At 60.1% G+C, this 18,192-nt stretch carries 17 protein-coding genes; 6 read left to right on the forward strand and 11 right to left on the reverse strand.

The genetic code is table 11. From position 1 onward, the window contains the following. Window positions 1-162: 162 nt before the first annotated feature. The 9 genes from ETW23_RS15070 to ETW23_RS15110 form a co-directional block, all read right to left on the reverse strand. Window positions 163-1,683 (reverse strand): class I adenylate-forming enzyme family protein, encoded by a 1,521-nt coding sequence (locus tag ETW23_RS15070; RefSeq protein ID WP_134830468.1) that lies wholly within the window; start codon window positions 1,681-1,683, stop codon window positions 163-165. A gap of 23 nt (window positions 1,684-1,706) precedes the next feature. After that, window positions 1,707-2,711 (reverse strand): nitronate monooxygenase family protein, encoded by a 1,005-nt coding sequence (locus ETW23_RS15075; RefSeq protein WP_129369610.1) that lies wholly within the window; start codon window positions 2,709-2,711, stop codon window positions 1,707-1,709. A gap of 10 nt (window positions 2,712-2,721) precedes the next feature. Continuing rightward, the gene (locus tag ETW23_RS15080) at window positions 2,722-3,501 is read right to left on the reverse strand and encodes an oxepin-CoA hydrolase, alternative type (protein ID WP_134830469.1); all 780 of its coding nucleotides are present in this window, start codon (window positions 3,499-3,501) and stop codon (window positions 2,722-2,724) included. Next, on the reverse strand, window positions 3,498-3,923 hold the full coding sequence (locus ETW23_RS15085; protein WP_134830470.1) for a PaaI family thioesterase: 426 nt from the start codon (window positions 3,921-3,923) through the stop codon (window positions 3,498-3,500). Before ETW23_RS15085 ends, ETW23_RS15080 begins: the two co-directional genes overlap by 4 nt. Window positions 3,924-3,926: 3 nt before the next feature. Then, complete coding sequence (locus ETW23_RS15090; RefSeq protein ID WP_134830471.1) at window positions 3,927-5,057, reverse strand: acyl-CoA dehydrogenase family protein; 1,131 nt, start codon at window positions 5,055-5,057, stop codon at window positions 3,927-3,929. Between the two features lie 14 nt (window positions 5,058-5,071). After that, a complete protein-coding gene (locus ETW23_RS15095; RefSeq protein ID WP_134830472.1) occupies window positions 5,072-6,268 on the reverse strand; it encodes an acyl-CoA dehydrogenase family protein in 1,197 nt (398 codons plus the stop codon). Between the two features lie 13 nt (window positions 6,269-6,281). Next, window positions 6,282-7,460 carry an acetyl-CoA C-acyltransferase gene (locus ETW23_RS15100; RefSeq protein ID WP_134830473.1) on the reverse strand — a complete coding sequence of 393 codons (1,179 nt, stop codon included), beginning with the start codon at window positions 7,458-7,460 and terminating at the stop codon, window positions 6,282-6,284. An 11-nt stretch (window positions 7,461-7,471) separates the two neighbouring features. Beyond that, a complete protein-coding gene (locus ETW23_RS15105) occupies window positions 7,472-9,565 on the reverse strand; it encodes a 3-hydroxyacyl-CoA dehydrogenase NAD-binding domain-containing protein (protein WP_134830474.1) in 2,094 nt (697 codons plus the stop codon). Window positions 9,566-9,703: 138 nt separating this feature from the next. Continuing rightward, entirely contained in the window at window positions 9,704-10,009 is a 306-nt protein-coding gene (locus ETW23_RS15110; RefSeq protein WP_134830475.1) for a hypothetical protein, read from the reverse strand. Between the two features lie 146 nt (window positions 10,010-10,155). Between ETW23_RS15110 and ETW23_RS25205 the strand changes: the two genes are divergently transcribed. The 3 genes from ETW23_RS25205 to ETW23_RS26095 all read left to right on the forward strand — a co-directional run bounded on the left by ETW23_RS25205 (window position 10,156) and on the right by ETW23_RS26095 (window position 12,349). Beyond that, complete coding sequence (locus ETW23_RS25205; protein ID WP_167738125.1) at window positions 10,156-10,314, forward strand: hypothetical protein; 159 nt, start codon at window positions 10,156-10,158, stop codon at window positions 10,312-10,314. A gap of 442 nt (window positions 10,315-10,756) precedes the next feature. Further along, the gene (locus tag ETW23_RS26090) at window positions 10,757-11,485 is read left to right on the forward strand and encodes a plasmid recombination protein (RefSeq protein ID WP_247676984.1); all 729 of its coding nucleotides are present in this window, start codon (window positions 10,757-10,759) and stop codon (window positions 11,483-11,485) included. Between the two features lie 348 nt (window positions 11,486-11,833). Continuing rightward, complete coding sequence (locus tag ETW23_RS26095) at window positions 11,834-12,349, forward strand: hypothetical protein (protein WP_247676985.1); 516 nt, start codon at window positions 11,834-11,836, stop codon at window positions 12,347-12,349. A gap of 288 nt (window positions 12,350-12,637) precedes the next feature. Here ETW23_RS26095 and ETW23_RS15120 read toward each other — a convergent pair. Continuing rightward, window positions 12,638-13,785 (reverse strand): IS3 family transposase gene (locus ETW23_RS15120; RefSeq protein ID WP_254695044.1). Its coding sequence is split into 2 segments (ribosomal slippage): window positions 12,638-13,504 and window positions 13,507-13,785, totalling 1,146 coding nucleotides; the frame shifts between segments, so codons are not numbered across the junction. A gap of 38 nt (window positions 13,786-13,823) precedes the next feature. Between ETW23_RS15120 and ETW23_RS15125 the strand changes: the two genes are divergently transcribed. From ETW23_RS15125 to ETW23_RS15135, 3 genes are all read left to right on the forward strand, one after another. Next, on the forward strand, window positions 13,824-14,426 hold the full coding sequence (locus tag ETW23_RS15125; RefSeq protein WP_254695213.1) for a LysE family translocator: 603 nt from the start codon (window positions 13,824-13,826) through the stop codon (window positions 14,424-14,426). Between the two features lie 103 nt (window positions 14,427-14,529). Then, entirely contained in the window at window positions 14,530-15,159 is a 630-nt protein-coding gene (locus ETW23_RS15130; RefSeq protein ID WP_134830477.1) for a 2'-5' RNA ligase family protein, read from the forward strand. Between the two features lie 378 nt (window positions 15,160-15,537). After that, on the forward strand, window positions 15,538-16,452 hold the full coding sequence (locus tag ETW23_RS15135) for a homocysteine S-methyltransferase family protein (RefSeq protein ID WP_134830478.1): 915 nt from the start codon (window positions 15,538-15,540) through the stop codon (window positions 16,450-16,452). Between the two features lie 677 nt (window positions 16,453-17,129). Here ETW23_RS15135 and ETW23_RS15140 read toward each other — a convergent pair. Next, a complete protein-coding gene (locus tag ETW23_RS15140; protein ID WP_205879908.1) occupies window positions 17,130-18,164 on the reverse strand; it encodes an MBL fold metallo-hydrolase in 1,035 nt (344 codons plus the stop codon). Window positions 18,165-18,192 lie beyond the last annotated feature (28 nt).

Consider the following 18,192-nt stretch of genomic DNA (forward strand, 5'->3'; position numbering starts at 1 on the left):
CCTCGAAAGCCATTCGTTTCATTTTACTATGTGGAATTTTGACGTTCTGTCCAGAATTTTATTTCACATAATGAAATTTACAATGACTGCCTGCGCTCGACCCGCAGCAGAACAGGACTTCCTCTTCTGCGCCTCTGCAGAACAAGAAATTGGCGCAGCAGATCAAACGCCTTCCGCCAGCTCGCTGGCAAAGGCTTCGATCAGTTTCGCTTTCAGGATTTTCCCAGTCGGCGCGGCAGGCAGGGCCGCAGCCACGATAATACGTGCCGGCCGCTTGTAGGGCGCAAGCCGGTCGTGCAAAAAGGCTTTCAGCTCTGTTTCTTTCACGCTGCTGCCAGTGGCGGCGCTGACAAAGGCCAGAACCTCTTCGTTCCCTTCAAGGGTACGGCCCACCACGCTTGCCACCACCACATCGGGATGCTCGGTCAGCGCTGCCTCGATCTCCACCGGGTAGACATTGAAACCGGACCTGATGATCAGCTCCTTGGTGCGCCCGGCAATATGCAGCCGCCCTTCATCGTCAAAGCAGCCCAGATCGCCGGTGCGGAAGAACCCGTCCTCTGTCAATGCCGCCGAAGATTGCTCTGGGTCACGGAAGTAGCCCTTCATGACTTGCGGGCCGCCCACCAGGATCTCTCCTATACCTTCCTCCGGAGTGGCGCCCGGCGCCTCCAAGTCGAGCTTAAGGGTGCAATCGCCCATCGGCAGGCCGACACTGATGTCAGGATCGCCGAATGCGTTGCAGGTGGCGCAGACACCCGCCGTGCCTTCAGTCAGCCCATAACCGTTTTGCAGCGGCAGGCCATAGAACGCCTCTGCCTCGCGTTTCCAGGCCGGATCCAGGGGCGCACCGCCCGAGGACACAAACCGCAGCTTGCCCGCATCATAGCGCGGCTTGCCGTTAGAGCGGGCATAGTTGAACAGATGCGCATGCATCTGCGGCACTGCGGGCAACAGGGTCACATCCTCTTGCAGCGCCTGATACAGACGCTCTGCCGAGAATTGCGCCTCCATCCGCATCGCCGATTGCGCAAGGGTGACCGACAGCATGGTGACAAGCCCGAAAATATGGCTGAGCGGCAGCGCCAGATAGGTCACATCCGCCTTCTGAATGCCCCGCACTTCGGCTGAGGCCGCCGCCCCTGCGATCAGGTTGGCATGGGTCAGCATCGCCGCCTTGGGGGTGCCGGTTGTGCCCGAAGTATAAAGCAGAAGGGAGACCTGATCGCGCCCGTCCTCTGACACCGGTTCCGGCGCGGCCCCCTCGCGCGGCATCAGGGCCGCCGTGCCAAAGGCGCCCTGCACGTCCTGAGCGCCATAGTGCTCCGCATGGTCGCGGGCTGCTGCGGATGAGGCGGCTGTGAACATCACAGCGCTGGGGTCGGAGTGGGCAAAGATCCGGTCCAGTTCAGCCGTGGTCAGCCGCGCATTGATGGCAACCGCGGATGCATCCAGCAGGCTTGCGCCAAAGAAGAATGCGATCACCTCGGCGCAGTTTTCAAACACCAGTACCACCCGGTCTCCGGGCCGCACGCCTGCGGACTTCAGCTGCTCCGCCGCGGCATGTGCCGCTTGGGACATCTCCTGCCAGGTCAGGCGGCGGCCATCCTGATCCATCAGCGCCAAAGCACCGGGGCGGGTGTCAGCGGCTGCCTGCAGCAACCCGTGTACGCGGTTATGCATGTCTATTCTCCTCCCTTTCCCCGTCACGCCGCCAGGCCCAGCCGCCCGAAGACCGCCAGCGCCTCAGCCTCCAGCCGGGCGGTGATTTCGGCGAAGGGCTCCACCTTGTCGACAAACCCCAGCGCATGGCCCGCCGACAGCAGCCCGCGGGAAACGTCGCCAGTGGCATAGGCTTGGCGTCCGATTTTTCCGGACACATGCTTCAGCAGTTCCTGAATGCCGATCTCCGGATTGTCGCGCTCCAGCCGGGCGACAGTTTCCGTGGTCTGATTGCGCAGGCTGCGCACAGTGTTACGCACCGAGTGCATGGTCAGCTGCGTATCCAGCTCGCTCGCATTCACCATTGCCTGCTTGTAATCCGGATGTGCGGTCAGCTCACTGGCAACCAGGAACCTGGTGCCTATCACCACGCCGGCCGCGCCCATCACAAGTGCTGCCATGATCTGCTTGCCGTGTCCGATGCCGCCGCCGATCAGCCAGGGGATGGTCAGCCGGTCCCCGGCCAGGCCTGCGTTGACCATGCTGCCAACCATATCCATGCCGGGGTGGCCGCCGCATTCAGCACCGACAATCGACACCATGTCGACCCCCACCTGCTCCGCCTTCACCGCATAGCGCAGGCTCGGCACCTTATGCAGCACGGTGATCCCGGCATCCTTGAGGATGGGCATGAACGCCTCGGGGCTGCGGCCGGATGTTTCGACAAACTGCACGCCTTCGTCCGCGATCAGACGGAACACCTCCTCGGTCTTCTCGCCCGGCACCAGCTTGGGGATCATCGAGACATTGACGCCGAAAGCCCTGCCGTCGCACATCTCGCGGCAGCGGCGGATCTCGGCGCGCAGATCGTCCATCTCCGGAAAACTGGCAGCCGTGATGAACGAGACAATCCCGGCTCGCGCCGCAGCCGATACATATTCGGCATTGGCCAGCCATTGCAGGCCGCCCGCCACAACCGGCAGCCGGGTGCCATAGGTCCGGGTCACGGCTGTATCGAAAATCACCGGAAGCGCAGAAGTATGCATCATGTCGGTCTCCTTACCGGAATACTGGGGAGGTTTTGCTAAGAAAGGCGCCGATGCCCGCCTGGGCTTCCTCACCGCCAAGGGCCTGCGCCATGGCATCGCGTTCATGGGTCATCTGGTCTTCGAAACTGGCGGTTTCGGCCTGGTTGAGCAGCATCTTGATGTCCGCAATCGCCATCTCAGGGCCACGGGCCACCGCATCGGCCAAAACTTCGGCCTGCGCCAGGGTACGCCCCTTGGGTGCCAGTTCCGTCACAGCCCCCAACTGATGCATCCGCTCAGCGCTGAGCGGTTCTGCCAGCATCGCCATCCGTGCAACGGTCGCCCGCGGCAGCGCCTGCGTCAGCGCATAGGTGGCGCCGCCATCCGGCACCAGGCCTGCCTTGACATAGGCCAGCGTGAACATCGCCCCCTCTTCCGCTACGATCATATCCGCCGCCATTGCAAGCGATAGCCCGGCCCCTGCCGCGCCGCCTTCGACAGCTGCAATCACGGGCTTGGGACAGTCCCGGACCGCACGGATCAAGGCGTTCAGCTTGCCGATCTGCACCTGCCGCTCCTCATAGGGCATCGCGCGGCGTTCCTTCAGCATGTTCAGATTGCCGCCGGAACAGAAGAACCCGCCCGCGCCCGCCAGGATCACAGCCGCAATCGCAGTATCCTCTGCCGCCCGCGCCAGACCCTCCTGCAAGCCTTGGTAATACTCATACGACAGCGCATTGCGCATGCCTGTGTTGCAGTTCCAGATAATCAGGGTCCCGCCGCGGACCTCATGCCGGTAAAGCGCGCTCATGCCGTATCCTCAGCTGCTGCCCCGCGCACCCGCTTGAAAACGCCGGTTGAGGCCGCAATCAGCCGCCCTTCCCCGTCGCGCAGATCGCAAGAGACAAATTTGGTTGTGCTGCCGCCGCCGGTGATCCGGCCGGTCGCCCGCACGCACCCCTGGCGGGCCACTGCCAGATAATTGACGTTCAACGACAGGGTGACAAAAGGGGTGATCCCTTGCGGATCGCAGGTGAGGCTGGCGGTGATCCCGCTGGCCGTATCCAGCAACGTTGCCGCCACGCCGCCATGCAGGCTGCCCTGCCGGTTCAGATGCAAAGGCGAAATCTCCAGCACGCAATGCGCCTCAACCGCCTCCGGGTCGAGTTCAATGCCGTAGCCCATCGCTTCAAACAGCGGGATCAGGGGCCTGTCGGGACGGACCAGCGGCATGTCTTACCCCGCCTTCAGCGCAATGAAGCGCTCCAGATGGTAGTCCGTGTCGCCGAACAGATGGTCGATCATCGTCAGCCGACGGGCGAAATGGGACAGCGCGTATTCATCGGTCATACCGATGCCGCCATGCATCTGGATGCATTCCTCGGCCACCAGCGCCCCGGCCCGTCCAATCAGGTTCTTGGCGGCGCTGGCGTGGCTTTCGCGCAGAACCCGCGGCTGATCCAGATTGCCTGCGAGGTTGATCACCGCCGAACGCGCCTGCTCCACCTCGATCAGCATGTCCGCCATCCGGTGCTGCAGCGCCTGAAACTTGCCGATCGGCATGCCGAACTGCTTGCGCTCCTTCAGGTAGCTGATGGTCAGATCCTTGGCCGCTTCCATCGCCCCCAGCGCCTCGGCGCAGAGGGCAGTCAGGCCTCGGGCAACAGAGGCTTCCAGCGCGTCCAGCCCTTCTCCGGCCGCGCCCAGTCGCGCCGCAGCCGTCAGGCGCACCCCGTCCAAGGCAACCGTTGCAGAGGAAATACCATCCATATTGCGGTGGCCGCTGACGGTCACACCGGGCGTGCTGACCGGCACCAGAAACAGCGAAATGCCTGCCGCATCCGCAACCGCGCCAGCCTCCCGCGCCGAGACCACCAGCGTCTGCGCCTCAGCACCATAGAGCACATGGGTCTTGAGACCGTTCAGCACGATATCATCGCCTTCCACAGCAGCCGTGGTTTCCACATGGTTCAGGTCATAGCGCGCGCCTGCCTCGCCCTGCGCCAGCGCGGCCACATGGGTTCCCGCGATGATCTCATCCGCCAGCCCGCGCTGGCGTTCAGTGCCGAGGGCAGCAATCAGCCCGCCCGCCAGAACTGCCGGCAGTACCGGTTCGATCACGCCAGCGCGGCCCAGCTCTTCGAACACCACCATCAAGTCAAAGCCCTGGCCACCGAAACCGCCCTGATCTTCGCGGAACATGGCCCCCAACACGCCCAGATCGGCCAACCCGGCATAGATCCCGCTATCAAATGGCTCACCTGCCGCAATCAACGCGCGGCGGTTCTCATGTGAATACTTATCCGCCAGAAACCGCTGCAGCGTATCGCGGAGCATCATCCGTTCTTCGGTCAGATTGAAATCCATGTTACCTGCTCCCGTTACAGACCCAGAATGGCCTTGGTGATAATGGTGCGCTGCACCTCGTTCGAGCCGCCGAAAATCGACAGCTTGCGCATGTTGAAATATGCTGGTGCCGCCGCCGCCGCATGATCCGGCCCCAACGCCGCCGCATTGCTGCCGCCGTCCAGGAAATCAGGCTGGAACGGCAGCGCGTCCGGCCCCATCGCCCGGCGCAGCAGCGATGTCAGCTCCTGCCGGATCACCGTCCCCTTGACCTTCAGCATCGAGCTTTCGGCGCCGGGCGCCTGCCCCTTGGCCGCAGCCGAGACAACCCGAAGGTTGGTGGTCGCCATCGCCATCAGGTCGATCTCTGCCTGCGCCATGCGGGCCGCGAAATGCGGGTTTTCCGCCAGGGGCCGCCCGCCGGACGCCACTCGCCCGGCCACATGTTTCAGCGTGGTCAGCAGGGCGTTTGAAAAACCGACCCCGGCGATATTGGTGCGCTCATGGGTCAGCAGATACTTGGCATAGGTCCAGCCCTTGTTCTCCTCGCCCACCAGGTTCTCTGCAGGCACCCGGACGTTGTCAAAGAACACCTCGTTCACTTCTGGTTCGCCATCAATCAGCACGATGGGGCGGACCGTGACTCCGGGGGTGTCCATGTCGATCAGCAGAAAGGAGATGCCTTCCTGTTTCTTGGCATCCGGATCGGTCCGCACCAGGCAGAAAATCCAGTTCGCGTGCTGGCCCAGCGTGGTCCAGGTTTTCTGACCGTTGACCACATAGTGGCCGCCGTCACGCATTGCCCGGGTCTTGACTGCCGCCAGATCGGAACCCGCGCCCGGCTCGGAATAGCCCTGGCACCACCAATCCTGGCCGTTCAGGATGCGCGGCAGAAAGCGCTGCCGCTGTTCTTCGGACCCGAAGGCCAGCAGCACCGGCGCCAGCATTGACAGGCCAAAGGGCAGGCTGCGCGGGGCATGGGCCAGACAGGCTTCTTCTTCAAAGATATGGCGTTGCACTGCGTTCCATTCACTGCCGCCATAGGTCCGCGGCCAGTTCGGCGCCAGCCAGCCGCGCGTATTCAGCAGGCTGTGCCATTGCTCAACGTCCGCCTTGGCCAGCCGCTTGCCCAGCCGCACCTTCTCGCGCAGCTCATGCGGCAGGGTTTCCTTCAGCCATTGGCGGACCTCTGTCCGGAACGCCTGTTCTTCCTTGGTGTAATTCAGATCCATCGCGTGGTGCCCCTCAGAAGATTTCAAACAGGCCGGCCGCACCCATGCCGCCGCCGATGCACATGGTGACAACGCCCAGCCTGGCGCCGCGCCGCCGCCCTTCCAGCAGCAGATGCCCGGTCATCCGCGCACCGGTCATGCCAAACGGGTGGCCGATCGAGATCGAACCGCCGTTGACGTTGCAAATCTCCGGGTCGATCCCCAGCCGGTCGCGGCAGTAAAGCGCCTGCGAGGCGAAGGCCTCGTTCAGCTCCCACAGATCAATGTCGCTGACCGTCAGCCCGTGCCGCTGCAGCAGGCGCGGCACCGCATAAACCGGACCGATGCCCATTTCATCCGGCTCACAACCTGCCACGGCAAAACCCTTGAATGCACCCAGCGGCTCGACACCTTCGCGTTCGGCAACGGCACTGTCCATCAGCACCAGCGCTGCCGCCCCGTCGCTCAGCTGCGAGGCGTTGCCGGCAGTGACGAAATGCCCCTCGCCCTGCACCGGGGCCAGCCCGGCCAGCCCCTCCAGCGTGGTGTTCGGCCGGTTGCAATCGTCCATGGCAAAACTCACCTCCTTGCGGGAGATCTCGCCGCTTTCCTTGTCCTTGAAGGCCTGGGTCACGGTGATGGGCACAATCTCACCATCCAGACGGCCCGCGGCCTGGGCCGCTGCCGTGCGCTGCTGGCTGGACAGCGCCAATTCGTCCTGCGCCTCACGGCTGATGCCATAGCGTTCGGCGACGATGTCAGCGGTCTGGATCATCGGCAGATACAGCGCCGGCTTGTTCTCCAGAATCCAGCTTTCCTGCGCCTGCGGCGGGCGGGCGGGCGGCATCTGGCTGATGCTTTCCACCCCTGCCCCAATGGCGGCCTCTGCGCCCTCCATCACAATCGAATGCGCGGCCATCGCCACCGCCTGCAATCCGGACGAGCAAAACCGGTTCACGGTGGCTGCGGAAACAGACACCGGCAGCCCGGCGCGGATCACCGACTGGCGGGCAATGTTGGACCCGGTCCAGCCTTCGGGGTAGCCGCAGCCGACCAGCGCGTCCTCGATCAGGTCCGGCGCGATGCCGGCACGCCGCACCGCGTGGCTGATGGCATGGCCCGCCATGGTGGCGCCGTGGGTTTCATTGAAGGCGCCGCGGTAGGATTTGGCCAGACCAGTGCGCGCAGTGGAGACGATGACCGCCTGTTTCATAAAATACTCCTTCAGGTGTTGAGACTGCCAAAGCTCCGGCCTTCGGCGGCCAGTCGTTCCAGCAGCGGCGCAGGCTGCCAGAGGATCGGATCTTCCTCATGGTAGCGGCAGATGTCCTGCAGGATCCTGTCCAGCCCGATGGTATCGGCATAATGCATCGGCCCGCCGCGCCAGCGCGGAAACCCGTATCCGTTCAGCAGGGTCACATCCACATCCAGCGGCCGCTGGGCGATGCCGTCCCCGACCACGCGCGCGGCCTCGTTCACCATCGCTGCCATGTAGCGGCTGATGATCTCATCCTCGCTTATCGCCCGCGGCGTGATGCCCTTGGCGGTGCGCTCTGCTGCAATGATGTCTTCCACCTCAGGGTCAGGCTTCGGCCCGCCGGCGCCCTCTTCATAGATGTAAAAGCCGCGCCCGGTCTTGCGCCCGAACCGGCCCAATTCGCACAGGCGGTCGGCAAACTCGGGGTAGGTTTCCCTTGGATCGCGCTCAGCCGCCAGGCGCTTGCGGTTGGCCCAGCCGATATCCAGCCCGGCCAGATCGCCAACCGCAAACGGCCCCATCGCCAGACCAAAGCCGGTCAGGGCTTTGTCCACGGCATAGGGGCTCGCCCCTGCGAGCACCATGCCGTAGACCGCCTTGCCGTAATGCGACAGGATCCGGTTGCCGATGAATCCGTCGCAGACGCCCGCGCGCACCGCTACTTTCTTCAACCGCTTGGCCAGCGCAAAGCCCGACGCCACCGCATCAGGGGCGGTATCTTTGCCCACCACAACTTCCAGCAGCCGCATCACATGCGCGGGCGAGAAGAAATGCAGCCCGATCACATCCTGCAGGCGGCTGGTCATTGCCGCAATCCGGTTCAGATCCAGATATGAGGTGTTCGAGGCCAGAATGGCGCCCGGCTTGCAGACCTCATCCAGCCGGGTGAACACGTCCTTCTTGACGTCCATGCTTTCAAAGACGGCTTCGATCACCAGATCTGCCTGTGCGAAATCCTCGTACCGGGTGGTGGTGCGGAACGCTTGCGCCAGAATAGCATCTCGCTGCGGCGCTGCCAGCTTGCCGCGTTTCACAGCACTCTCCAGCATCCTGCCAACGCTGTCTGCCGCCCTGTCTGCCGCAACTTCGTCGCGCTCGGCCAGGGTCACATCCAATCCGCTCAGCAAAGCGCTGACAGCAATCCCCGCCCCCATAGTGCCGCCGCCAACAACGCCCATCCGATTGATAGCGCGTGGGTCAACACCTTCGATTTCCGGCAGTTTCCCAACCTGGCGCTCAGCAAAGAAAGCGTGGATCAGGGCGGTGCTCTGGTCCGAGGCCATCAGCTCCTGAAACAATGCGCGCTCTTTCTTCAGCCCGCCCTCGAACGGCAGCGACATCGCCGCCTCCACTGCATCGAGGCAGGCGATTGGGGCAATCGCCCCGCGTGCGGCCCTGGCAACTTTGGCCCGGACGCCCTCCAGTTCCGCCGGCTCCAGTATATTGCACAGCAGGCTCCCGGCCGGGCGCGGCTCCTTGCCTGCCGCGATCAGCTCCCGGGCAAATGCGATACCTTCGGCGCGGGCATCGGTGCCGTCCGCCACCCGGTCAATCAGCCCCATGGACAACGCCGCATCGGCACTAACCGGCTTGCCGCCGGTGATCATACGGGCCGCATCTGCCGCCGGGATCAGCCGCGGCAGGCGCTGGGTGCCGCCTGCGCCCGGCAGCAGCCCCAGCGACACTTCCGGCAGGCCGAGACGGGTGCCCTTTACCGCGATCCGGTAATGCGCGCCCAGGGCCGCCTCCAGCCCGCCGCCAAGCACATTCCCGTGCATCGCCGCAATGACCGGCACCTGCGCCGCCTCGATTTCAGTGATCAGATCCGGCAGGAACGGCGCCAGCGGCGGCTTGCCGAATTCGCGGATATCCGCGCCGGCAAAGAAACTGCGCCCCGCGCAGCAGATGACAACAGCCTTGGTTTCCGCGCGGCTCAGCGCGGCCCGAAAACTCCCCTGCAGACCGGCGCGCACCGCATGCGAAAGCGCGTTCACCGGCGGGTTGTCCACCCGCACAACAGCAACGCTGCCATCCATTGTCAGATTAACCTGATTTGCCATCCTGGTCCTCCGCCCGTTGTTCGCGCATCTCTTGGCTTGGGTTTCTGAGTAACAATTTCGATTTCTAATTTCAACATGTAAAATTACATTCCTCTTTGCGGAATTTGCTTCCACCGAGACGGCTGCTCATCCGTGAGGTCACACAGGACGCGGCGGAGAAGGCAAGCTAGCACGCATCAACTGCCAACCGTGTTGCATGTCGACCAGTCGGGTTAGCGACAAGCAATCCTGCCATTTGGCTTCGGCGGCGTCTTGGATATCGGTGGACGCGGGATCCCAGGACAGCGCGTGCGACAGATCACGTTCCAGTTCGAGGGTTTCGTCCACTGCCTTGGTCAGCGTGTCGAAGGTGCGGGTGATGAAGGTGGAACCATCATCTGCTTCGTTTGCAGGCCACAAGCCTTTTTCTGTGCCCAAGCGCATGATACGGCAAATATCAGCCATAGTCGGCCTCCTCTCGCGAGATCGGTTTTGGTTAGGGTGCGGCAAGGGGTAGGAGCCTTGCTGCACCTGAAATATATGGTACCATAAAGCCAAAAATAAATACGAGATTGCCAGACATGTCAAAAAAAGCGCGAGGACGCCCGGCGGTGGATACCGAAGCGGTCAATCTCCGATTGGCGCGTGGGATGATCGAAGTCATTGATAACCAGCGCCGCGAGCAAGACGATCTTCCGACACGGCCTGCTATGATCCGGCGGATGTTGAAGCAATGGTGCCAGGATCGCGGAATTGAAGTCGATGAATAGCAATCGTTGCCAGTGGCGACCTTCTGCGCATCCAGATTATCGAAAATCAAAATGCAATCCCAGGCTCTGGCAGGGCGGGTCCAGAACTCCTGTGATGGCAATGTAACCGGGGCGCCAGGGCCAAGCCGGGTGTAGTTTGACGCCCATGTGTAAGTAGTTCGAAGCCCAATAGAGACAATCGAAATCAAGTCCAAATGCAAGGCTGGGAACCGGCCGCGCAAGCACCCGCAGGGCTGCTGGAGCGCCTCCCCGGCGTAAGGGGCAGACGAGGTAGCTTCAGCTACCTATAGTCTATCTCTTTGGGGAGCTTTCACGCGCATTTGTGCGCCTGTCTAAGCTGCCCAAGCCCCAGAAAAACTATATGGCAAAATAGCTTATCCTCAAAATGAAGAGTTTCTGAGGCGGATCCGCGTTTTACGTTTTCGCCGAGGCCGCGTACCCAATGAAAAAAGGAGTACCGCCTCATGGCCTACCAGTACGTCCACGTCGAAACTTATACCCGGAAGCCGCAGCTGGTGAAGGCACGAAAGACCAGTGGAACAGTACAAGACAGATATTTGAAGAAGCACTGAGAAGTCCGGAATTCTCCAAACATGTCGAACATCGGCGTGCGCCGGTTCCGGTCCTGCGCCACGGCGCCATCCCAATCAGCGAACTGCAGGCGCTGCATGACCGGCGCTGCTGTGAAATCCGTGAAACAGTCACGGCGTCGTCCGGCAAGAGCTACACCCGCAGACTGCGTTCTGATGCGCCGACCTTGTACACAGAAGTTCATTCTCATCCAGTTGCAGCCCGCGACTTTCTGGCAGCCCCTAACAAGCACCAGCCCGTGATCAACAGATGGGCGAACCTTGCCTTGAAGGACTTCCGGAAACGGATGCCGCCGGGTGTCCAGTTTGCAGCGGCGTTCCACCTGGATGAGGCGAATGTGCATATGCACATTCTGGCGCTGAACATGAACGACCCGCGGCTGGATGCCAACAAGCTGCACGCCGGCAAAGTGGCGGCGGCGGATTACCGGGCCAGCCATGAGAAGCCGCGGACTCTCTCGTCCCTGCCGAAGCCAGAATTGAAGCCGAAGCCGCGGAAACCAAAGAAGCCGAAGCCCAGCAAGAACCGGGTCACACAGAAAAAGAATATGGCAAAACAAGAACGGGCATTGGCTGAATAGGAGAAAGCCTGCGCCAGGGCGGAAGCTGCCAATGCCAAAAAGCTCGAGGCGTGGAAGAAGGAGAACGGGCGGCATCTGCATGCCGCCCGGAAGAAGCGAAAAGAAAAGAACCCTGAAAAGGAAGCGTTTGATGCTGGGATGATACGCTTTCAAGACCGCTACTACGAAGCGGTCGGCAGGCCCTGCGGGCTTCTGCGCAAGGGACCGGGCCACGAGCGCCTGACCACAAAGCAATACGCTGCGCGCAAGGCCGGTGCCAAAGCCCGCGCGGAAGAGCAGCTGGCGAACCTTCGGTTCGAGACACAGCTGGAAGTGCGAGAGCAGGCGCTGGAAGCGCAGGCCAAGGCCTTGGCAGATAAAGAGAGCCGCCTTGCGGCAGAATACATTGCAATGAAAAAGAAGGAGGCAGAGGTCAGGGAAAGAGAAAAAGCGTTGGCGAGCCGGGAGAAGGAGGTTGAGGACAGGGAAAGATCGATAAAGGGTCAGGAAGAAAGGGCGGGAGCTGTTCAAAAGCGGGTTGAAGCAATTTCTTTGGGATTGGAATTGATCCGCCGTGATCAATTGCATTGGGTGGCCGGCAATGACGGGCGTGGAGGCAGGCTGGTGGCCGGCCCACGCGGCGGTCCGGAACGGCCGCTGCCGCTCAAGCTGCATGCACGGCTGTCGCCGGCGATGTCGCTTCTCGAGATCCTTTTGAAGATCATCGCGGAAATCATCGAGGATGCGCTGCACGAGCATCGCAGGGCGATTGCCAGGGATGCGCAAGCTTTGGCAGAATGCCGGCAGAAACTGGACCTGCCGGAGGATCCAGTGGTTGCTGCAATCTTCCAGCGCAATGATCCAGGCGAGAGGTTTGAGGTTTAGTTCCGGAGAGCCGCTCAGATTGATAGAATTCGACAAGGGCGGAAATCAGTCACTCACTGCGCGAAGCTTCAATGCCAACTACGCCGGACTTTGCTGCCGTTTTCCTCAGCGTGTTTAACGTCCGCTTTCACTCTCAATCTTTGGCAGGATATCGAGAATGGACAGTGCCTTCATGTTGTCCTTCTTGAACCGTCCTGCTGTGACCAGTTGCGAATAGCCATGAACGATGCTCCACAGGGCAACCTGAGCTACTCCCCAATTGTTGGACAGGTTCTGGCGTAATTTAAGCTACTCTCTGCTCCTGCTGATCGGGTTGGGTTTTGTGTTTTCTCGGCCAATAGACCACGGCCGGGGTTTGCCGCCAAGGGCGGAATGTGGGCGTTTTCGGTTGTAGAACTCGATCCACTTTCCGACGCCGACCTTCGCCTCTGATCCGGTCTCCCAAGCATGCAAGTAGACGCATTCGTATTTCAGGCTCCGCCAAAGCCGCTCGACGAAGATGTTATCGAGGAACCGGCCTTTGCCATCCATCGAGATGCGCACACCGGATCGCCACAGCCTGTCCGTCCAGGCGAAGGACGTGAACTGGCTGCCCTGATCTGTATTCATGATCTCGGGCGGGCCGAACTTGTGGATGGCCTCGTTCAGCGCCTCGACACAGAAGTCCGCTTCCAGCGTGTTCGAGATGCGCCAGGCCAGCACCTTGCGCGTGTGCCAGTCAATGATCGCCACCAGATACAGGAACCCCTTGCGCATTGGCAGATAGGTGATGTCTGCCGCCCAGACCTGGTTCGGGCGCCCCACCCGCAGACCACGCAGCAGATAGGGGTAGGTCTTGTGCCCCTTCGCAGCCCTGCTGGTGTTGGGCTTCTGGTAGATCGGCATGAGCCCCATCACCCTCATCAGCCGCCTGATCCGCTTTTCGTTCACCAAATGACCTTCATTGCGCAGATGCCAAGTCATCTGCCGCACACCGAAGAACGGCGTTTCCAGGAACTGTTCGTCGATCCGGCGCATCAGCATCAGGTTCAGAGCCGTCTCGCCTTTGGGCTGATAATAGAACGACGACCGCGAGATCGACAGCAGCTTGCACTGCTTGCTAATGGGCAGATTGGCATTGGCAGGCTCGATCATTTTCCTCCTCACTTGCCGATCCACGGTTTGAGCTTTCGTGACAAAAAATCGTTGGCAACGGCCAGCTCCCCAATCTTGGCGTGCAGCTCTTTGACCTGTTCTTCGTCAATCTCCTGGGGCTTCCTGCCGCCGCGCTTGAACACGCCGGACGCGCCCTCCAGAAGAGCCCGCTTCCAGCTGTGGATCATCGTTGGGTGAACGCCAAACTGGCTCGCCAGCTCAGCAACAGTCCGCTCGCCCTTCAGAGCCTCAAGCGCGACTTTCGCTTTGAAATCGGGCGAATGGTTCTTCCGTTTCGACATCTCTGATCTCCTCTTCGTCGAAGATCAGCAGACAGCAAATCGCAGCTTACGTCAGTGTCCGAAACTCAGGGGGTAGCTCATTAGCGCTTGCGTCATCGCAGGCAGTCAGGTTCGGGCCACGCGCCGCGGCAGTCACAGTCGCGGGTGATGCCGTTGGATCGGTCGTCCACATACTGATCGCGGTTGCAAGTCTTCAAACGCTGATTGCAATGTCTGAAATCATCCTGCCTTACCTCCAGATCGCAGGCGGTTTCTTCATTTTGTTTCTCGCTTGGCAATCGCTGCGCAGCTCCGGAACCACAGAACAAGCACCAGCACACGTCAGCACGGTTCCCAAAGCAACTTTCTTTGCGGGGTTCTTTGCATGCGTGACGAACCCCAAAGCCATTGTCTTTTTCGTCGCGCTTTTCCCCGGTTTCATCTCTCCAGAGCACAGCGTTGCAATGCAGTCATTGATCTATGGGGCGATTTTTGTGGGCCTGGATGCTGCTTTCATCTTCGGATACGCACTCATTGCAATGTACGCATTTCAAAAAACCCTTTCCGGCCGCTTCAGTATCGAGAAGCTGAGTGCTTTGGGTCTTTTGGGCGTTGGCGCTTTGCTGGTTTTCAAAGGGTACAAAGAGCTTCCATCAAATTGAGCAGTACCGCCTGCGGTCGAAGACATGACAAGGCAGTCGTTCAGCAGCGTCGCAGTATTTTGCACGATGGGCTTGTTCCAGCCATCCGTCGCGCCAGGCGTGAATGGCCGATCACCGAGACCAGGGCCGTTCACCTGGTCGGGCTTGGACTTGCAGTGAGCCGGGCATTCCTGCCGTTGAAGTGTTCGCCTCAACGTTCCAATGTTGTCCGATGATTTATGTATTGGCATACCCTGAATTTGAACCGCACTCGGCTCGCCAAATTGATCGCTTTCGTTCTTCTCACGAACCGGAAAGAGCTAAGCTGGTTCCTCCGCACATAACGCTGGTATTTGGTTTGAGACAGGCGGACCCAAAGGGCGTTCTCACGCTATGCGAAAGCGTGTCTGGCAAAATACCTGAGCTTGCCGTTGAGTTTTCGAACAGCAAAGTCGTGTATAACCCCTTTGAAAAGACGCACAAGCTTCTTCTGCTTTGTGGCAAAGGCAAAGACCCGCTGATAGAACTGCACAATCAGCTATATGAGGGGCTGCACCGCGCTGAATTGAAATCTGAGTTTCCTTATCAACCTCATATGACGGTCGCCACGCATGCTGATCCGCGGGTCATTGAGCAACTGGACGTAGCTGACATTGGGACACTTCCGCTAACCGGAACGATAAGGGCGTTGGAGTTGGTCGAGCTGGTCACTGGCAAGCTAAACTGCCTTAAAACTGTTTCGCTTAGGAAGTAAGTTTTCGCTCGAAGCCGCCGAATGCCGGCGCAGCAATCACCTCGGCGCGAACGCTTCGGAACCGGCCATTGGTGAAGTGGGTAAACTCTTGAGCTTCCCCAATCTTGGCTGATGTTCTGCCGTTCGTCGCCCAGGAGCAGACCTCCGCGTCGGAAGTGGCGAAATCGGGCTTCGAGCCCACTCTGACCGATGCTGCGAAGAGCACCAATGTCCAAGAAGTATCACATGGCCGTCATTCTTTGGTCTGACAGCATGGCCATTTCCGGAACCCCATCCCATTGCAGTCGAGGAATGAGGCTGCTTGAAAGTCGAGGATTTGTGCTCTCTTGCCGCGATCTGTAATATTAACTGAATCTGGAAAGAATGGGGTGGTGATAGATGAAACGGTTCTTGCCTCACGAAACGGATCAGAAATTTCTTATTTTCGCCGCGACTGGAACAGACCTGATTTTCAATCGCGGGGTTGAACTGCCTGGGTTTGCGTCTTTCCCCTTGGTCGAGGATGCCAACGCCCAGCCGGTTGTTGTCGACCAAATGCGTGATCTGATGAAGGTGGCTGCCAAGGCCGATCTGGGCTGCATCCTCGACACGCTCACGTGGATGGCAAACCGCGACCGTGCGGCGCCGCTTGGCTATGGAGCTGACCGCTTGGCGGCTTTGAACCAGAAAGCAGTGGCCCTTATGTGCAACTTGCGAGACGAGGCAATGCGCGATGATGTTCTGGTGGCGCTCTGCATCGGTCCCTCCCGTGATGCCTATGCCAAACTTCCGCCCCTGACGGTCGCGGCCGCGCGCGCCTATCATGCTATTCAGATAGGCACAGTGGCTGACGCCGGAATCGATTTGGTTAATGCGTACACTTTCAATCAAGTCGAAGAAGCCGCAGGTGCTGTACTGGCGGCCAAGGATTGCGGGGTGCCGATTGCGGTCTCATTCGTTGTGGAAGCCGATGGTTGCCTGGACAACGGAACTGGTTTGGAAGAGGCGATTGATCGCGTCGACGTACTCACCGATGGGGCTGCGGCCTATTTCATGGTCAACTGTGCGCATCCCGATCACTTCAGCCATGTCTTGACAGGGCACCCTCGGCTGAAAGGAATGGCGGTGAATGCCTCGCGGTGCAGCCACGCTGAACTCGACAATGCGACCGAGTTGGACGACGGAAATCCGAAAGAGCTCGGCGCCGAGGTTGCGCGCCTCGTACGCAGTTTCCCGGATATCTCTGTTGTAGGCGGCTGTTGCGGTTCGGACATGCGCCACATGAGAGAGATGGCGGCCTGCATCAAGACGTGAAACCATGGATTGCCAAGGCTTTATGCCGGTGTTCAACCGTAACCAGCCAAATGACTGAAATCACCTGTTTTTCCAAGTTCGCTAAAGAAGAGCAAACGGCAGATTCGTCCGGCTCTGCCGGCCTTTTGCCTGGCTCGCAGTGAAGGTTCGGTTTGGGTCAGAAAGGCTTGACACATGGGGTGGAAATGCCTGGCGAGTGTAGGCCATTTTCCCCAGGAAAGGGCTCGCATTGAGTCAGTTTTGACTGACGTTCTACATTACATGTAGAATGCCAAGCAAAGCTGACCTTCTTGTCAGATTTCTGACCCAAACCCAGAAAACGAACGTTCATGCGGTAGGCAGCGAAGGTGCCAAAAGAGCCCAACCTGTACCTTGGGTGTTTTCGCTGCGCGCGCTCGCAGCAGCAAAATCGCCGCGACTGCATCTTTTTCGGCGCCGCTGCGCGGCGTGAAAACCAGCCGTTCGAGCATGCTCCAGCGAGATCTGCCACCCGAATTCACATGTCTCGGGCAAAGCGTGGGTAAGCCTCCTTGGTCAAGTCAAGGTGTCCGGTCTAAACGGGGGCCAGTTCACACTCCGCTGGAAAGGGCGAAGCTAGATACTGCCAAAATCTCGCTGCAGGAGGTGCGGCAGCGCAAGGTCTCCGGCAGACAGATTTACGGATTCACCGATTTTCATCACGACAGCTTTTTCTGCCCCAGGCCCTGCCTTTCAGCGGCCTGCCGAAACTTCGTTGGAGCATCAAACGGGTTCTCGGGCGTCAACGCAATTGTCCCCCAATGCATGCCGATTGCTTTTCGAGCACCGACCCTTGCTACCAGTTCAACAGCTTCTTCAGGGGTGACATGGGCTCCCTTCATCAGTTTGCGCGGCTCATATGCTCCTATCGCCACCAAGGCCAAATCGAAAGGCCCCGCCTTTTTGCCGAGCCCGTCAAAGATAGGGCCGCTCGCCGTATCGCCGGAAAACCAGATACTGCCTTCTTCGCAGTAAATGCCAAAGCTGGCCCACAACGTTTTATTCTTGTCTCGGAGCCCGCGGCCGGAGTTGTGGATTGCCGGCAATGTGGAGATTTTGAGGGAACCGGATTGCCACTCCTCCCACCAGTCCTGTTCGATCACCTTTGAATAGCCGCGGCTGGTAAAGAACGTTCCTAAACCCAGTGGCACAATAACCTGGGTGTCGGTCTTGTGGGGGTAGGCCTCAATTGTCGGTGCGTCGAGATGGTCATAGTGGTTGTGGCTGACCAAAAGCACATCTGCCTTGGGAAGCTCCGCTCCGGTGATCGGAGCTGCGACAAACCGTTTGGGGCCAAAGCCCGCAGGACCCGCAGTTTCCCCGAGGAAAGGATCTGTCAGTATGACCTTGCCGCCCAGCCTAATGATGAAGGCTGAATGGCCCAGCCAAGTCACACTTGGATTCCGGGCATCCGCCAACTGCCGACGGAATTCGTCAACTCCCAGGACATGATCGCTGGGAATAGGTGTTTTGAAAGAAGAAAGCAGCTGGTTCATGATGAACCTGAGCATCTCTCCGGCGGACCCTTCGCGTACTGGGCTGCCGGGAGGGTTTCTGAAGCTGCGATTAGCAGTGTGATGGCTGGGTACTGAACTGCTCATGGTCTGGGACTTGTTTTTTGTTTCATAGGAAGCACATGCACTTAGCAGCGGAAGTATTCCGGCTGTCAGGAGAGCGAGGCTCTTCAGTTTCATATTCCTTGCCTGAGGCTGCCAGCCCAAG

The sequence above is a fragment of the Leisingera sp. NJS201 genome (assembly GCF_004535885.1).
In the GTDB taxonomy this organism is placed as follows: domain Bacteria; phylum Pseudomonadota; class Alphaproteobacteria; order Rhodobacterales; family Rhodobacteraceae; genus Leisingera.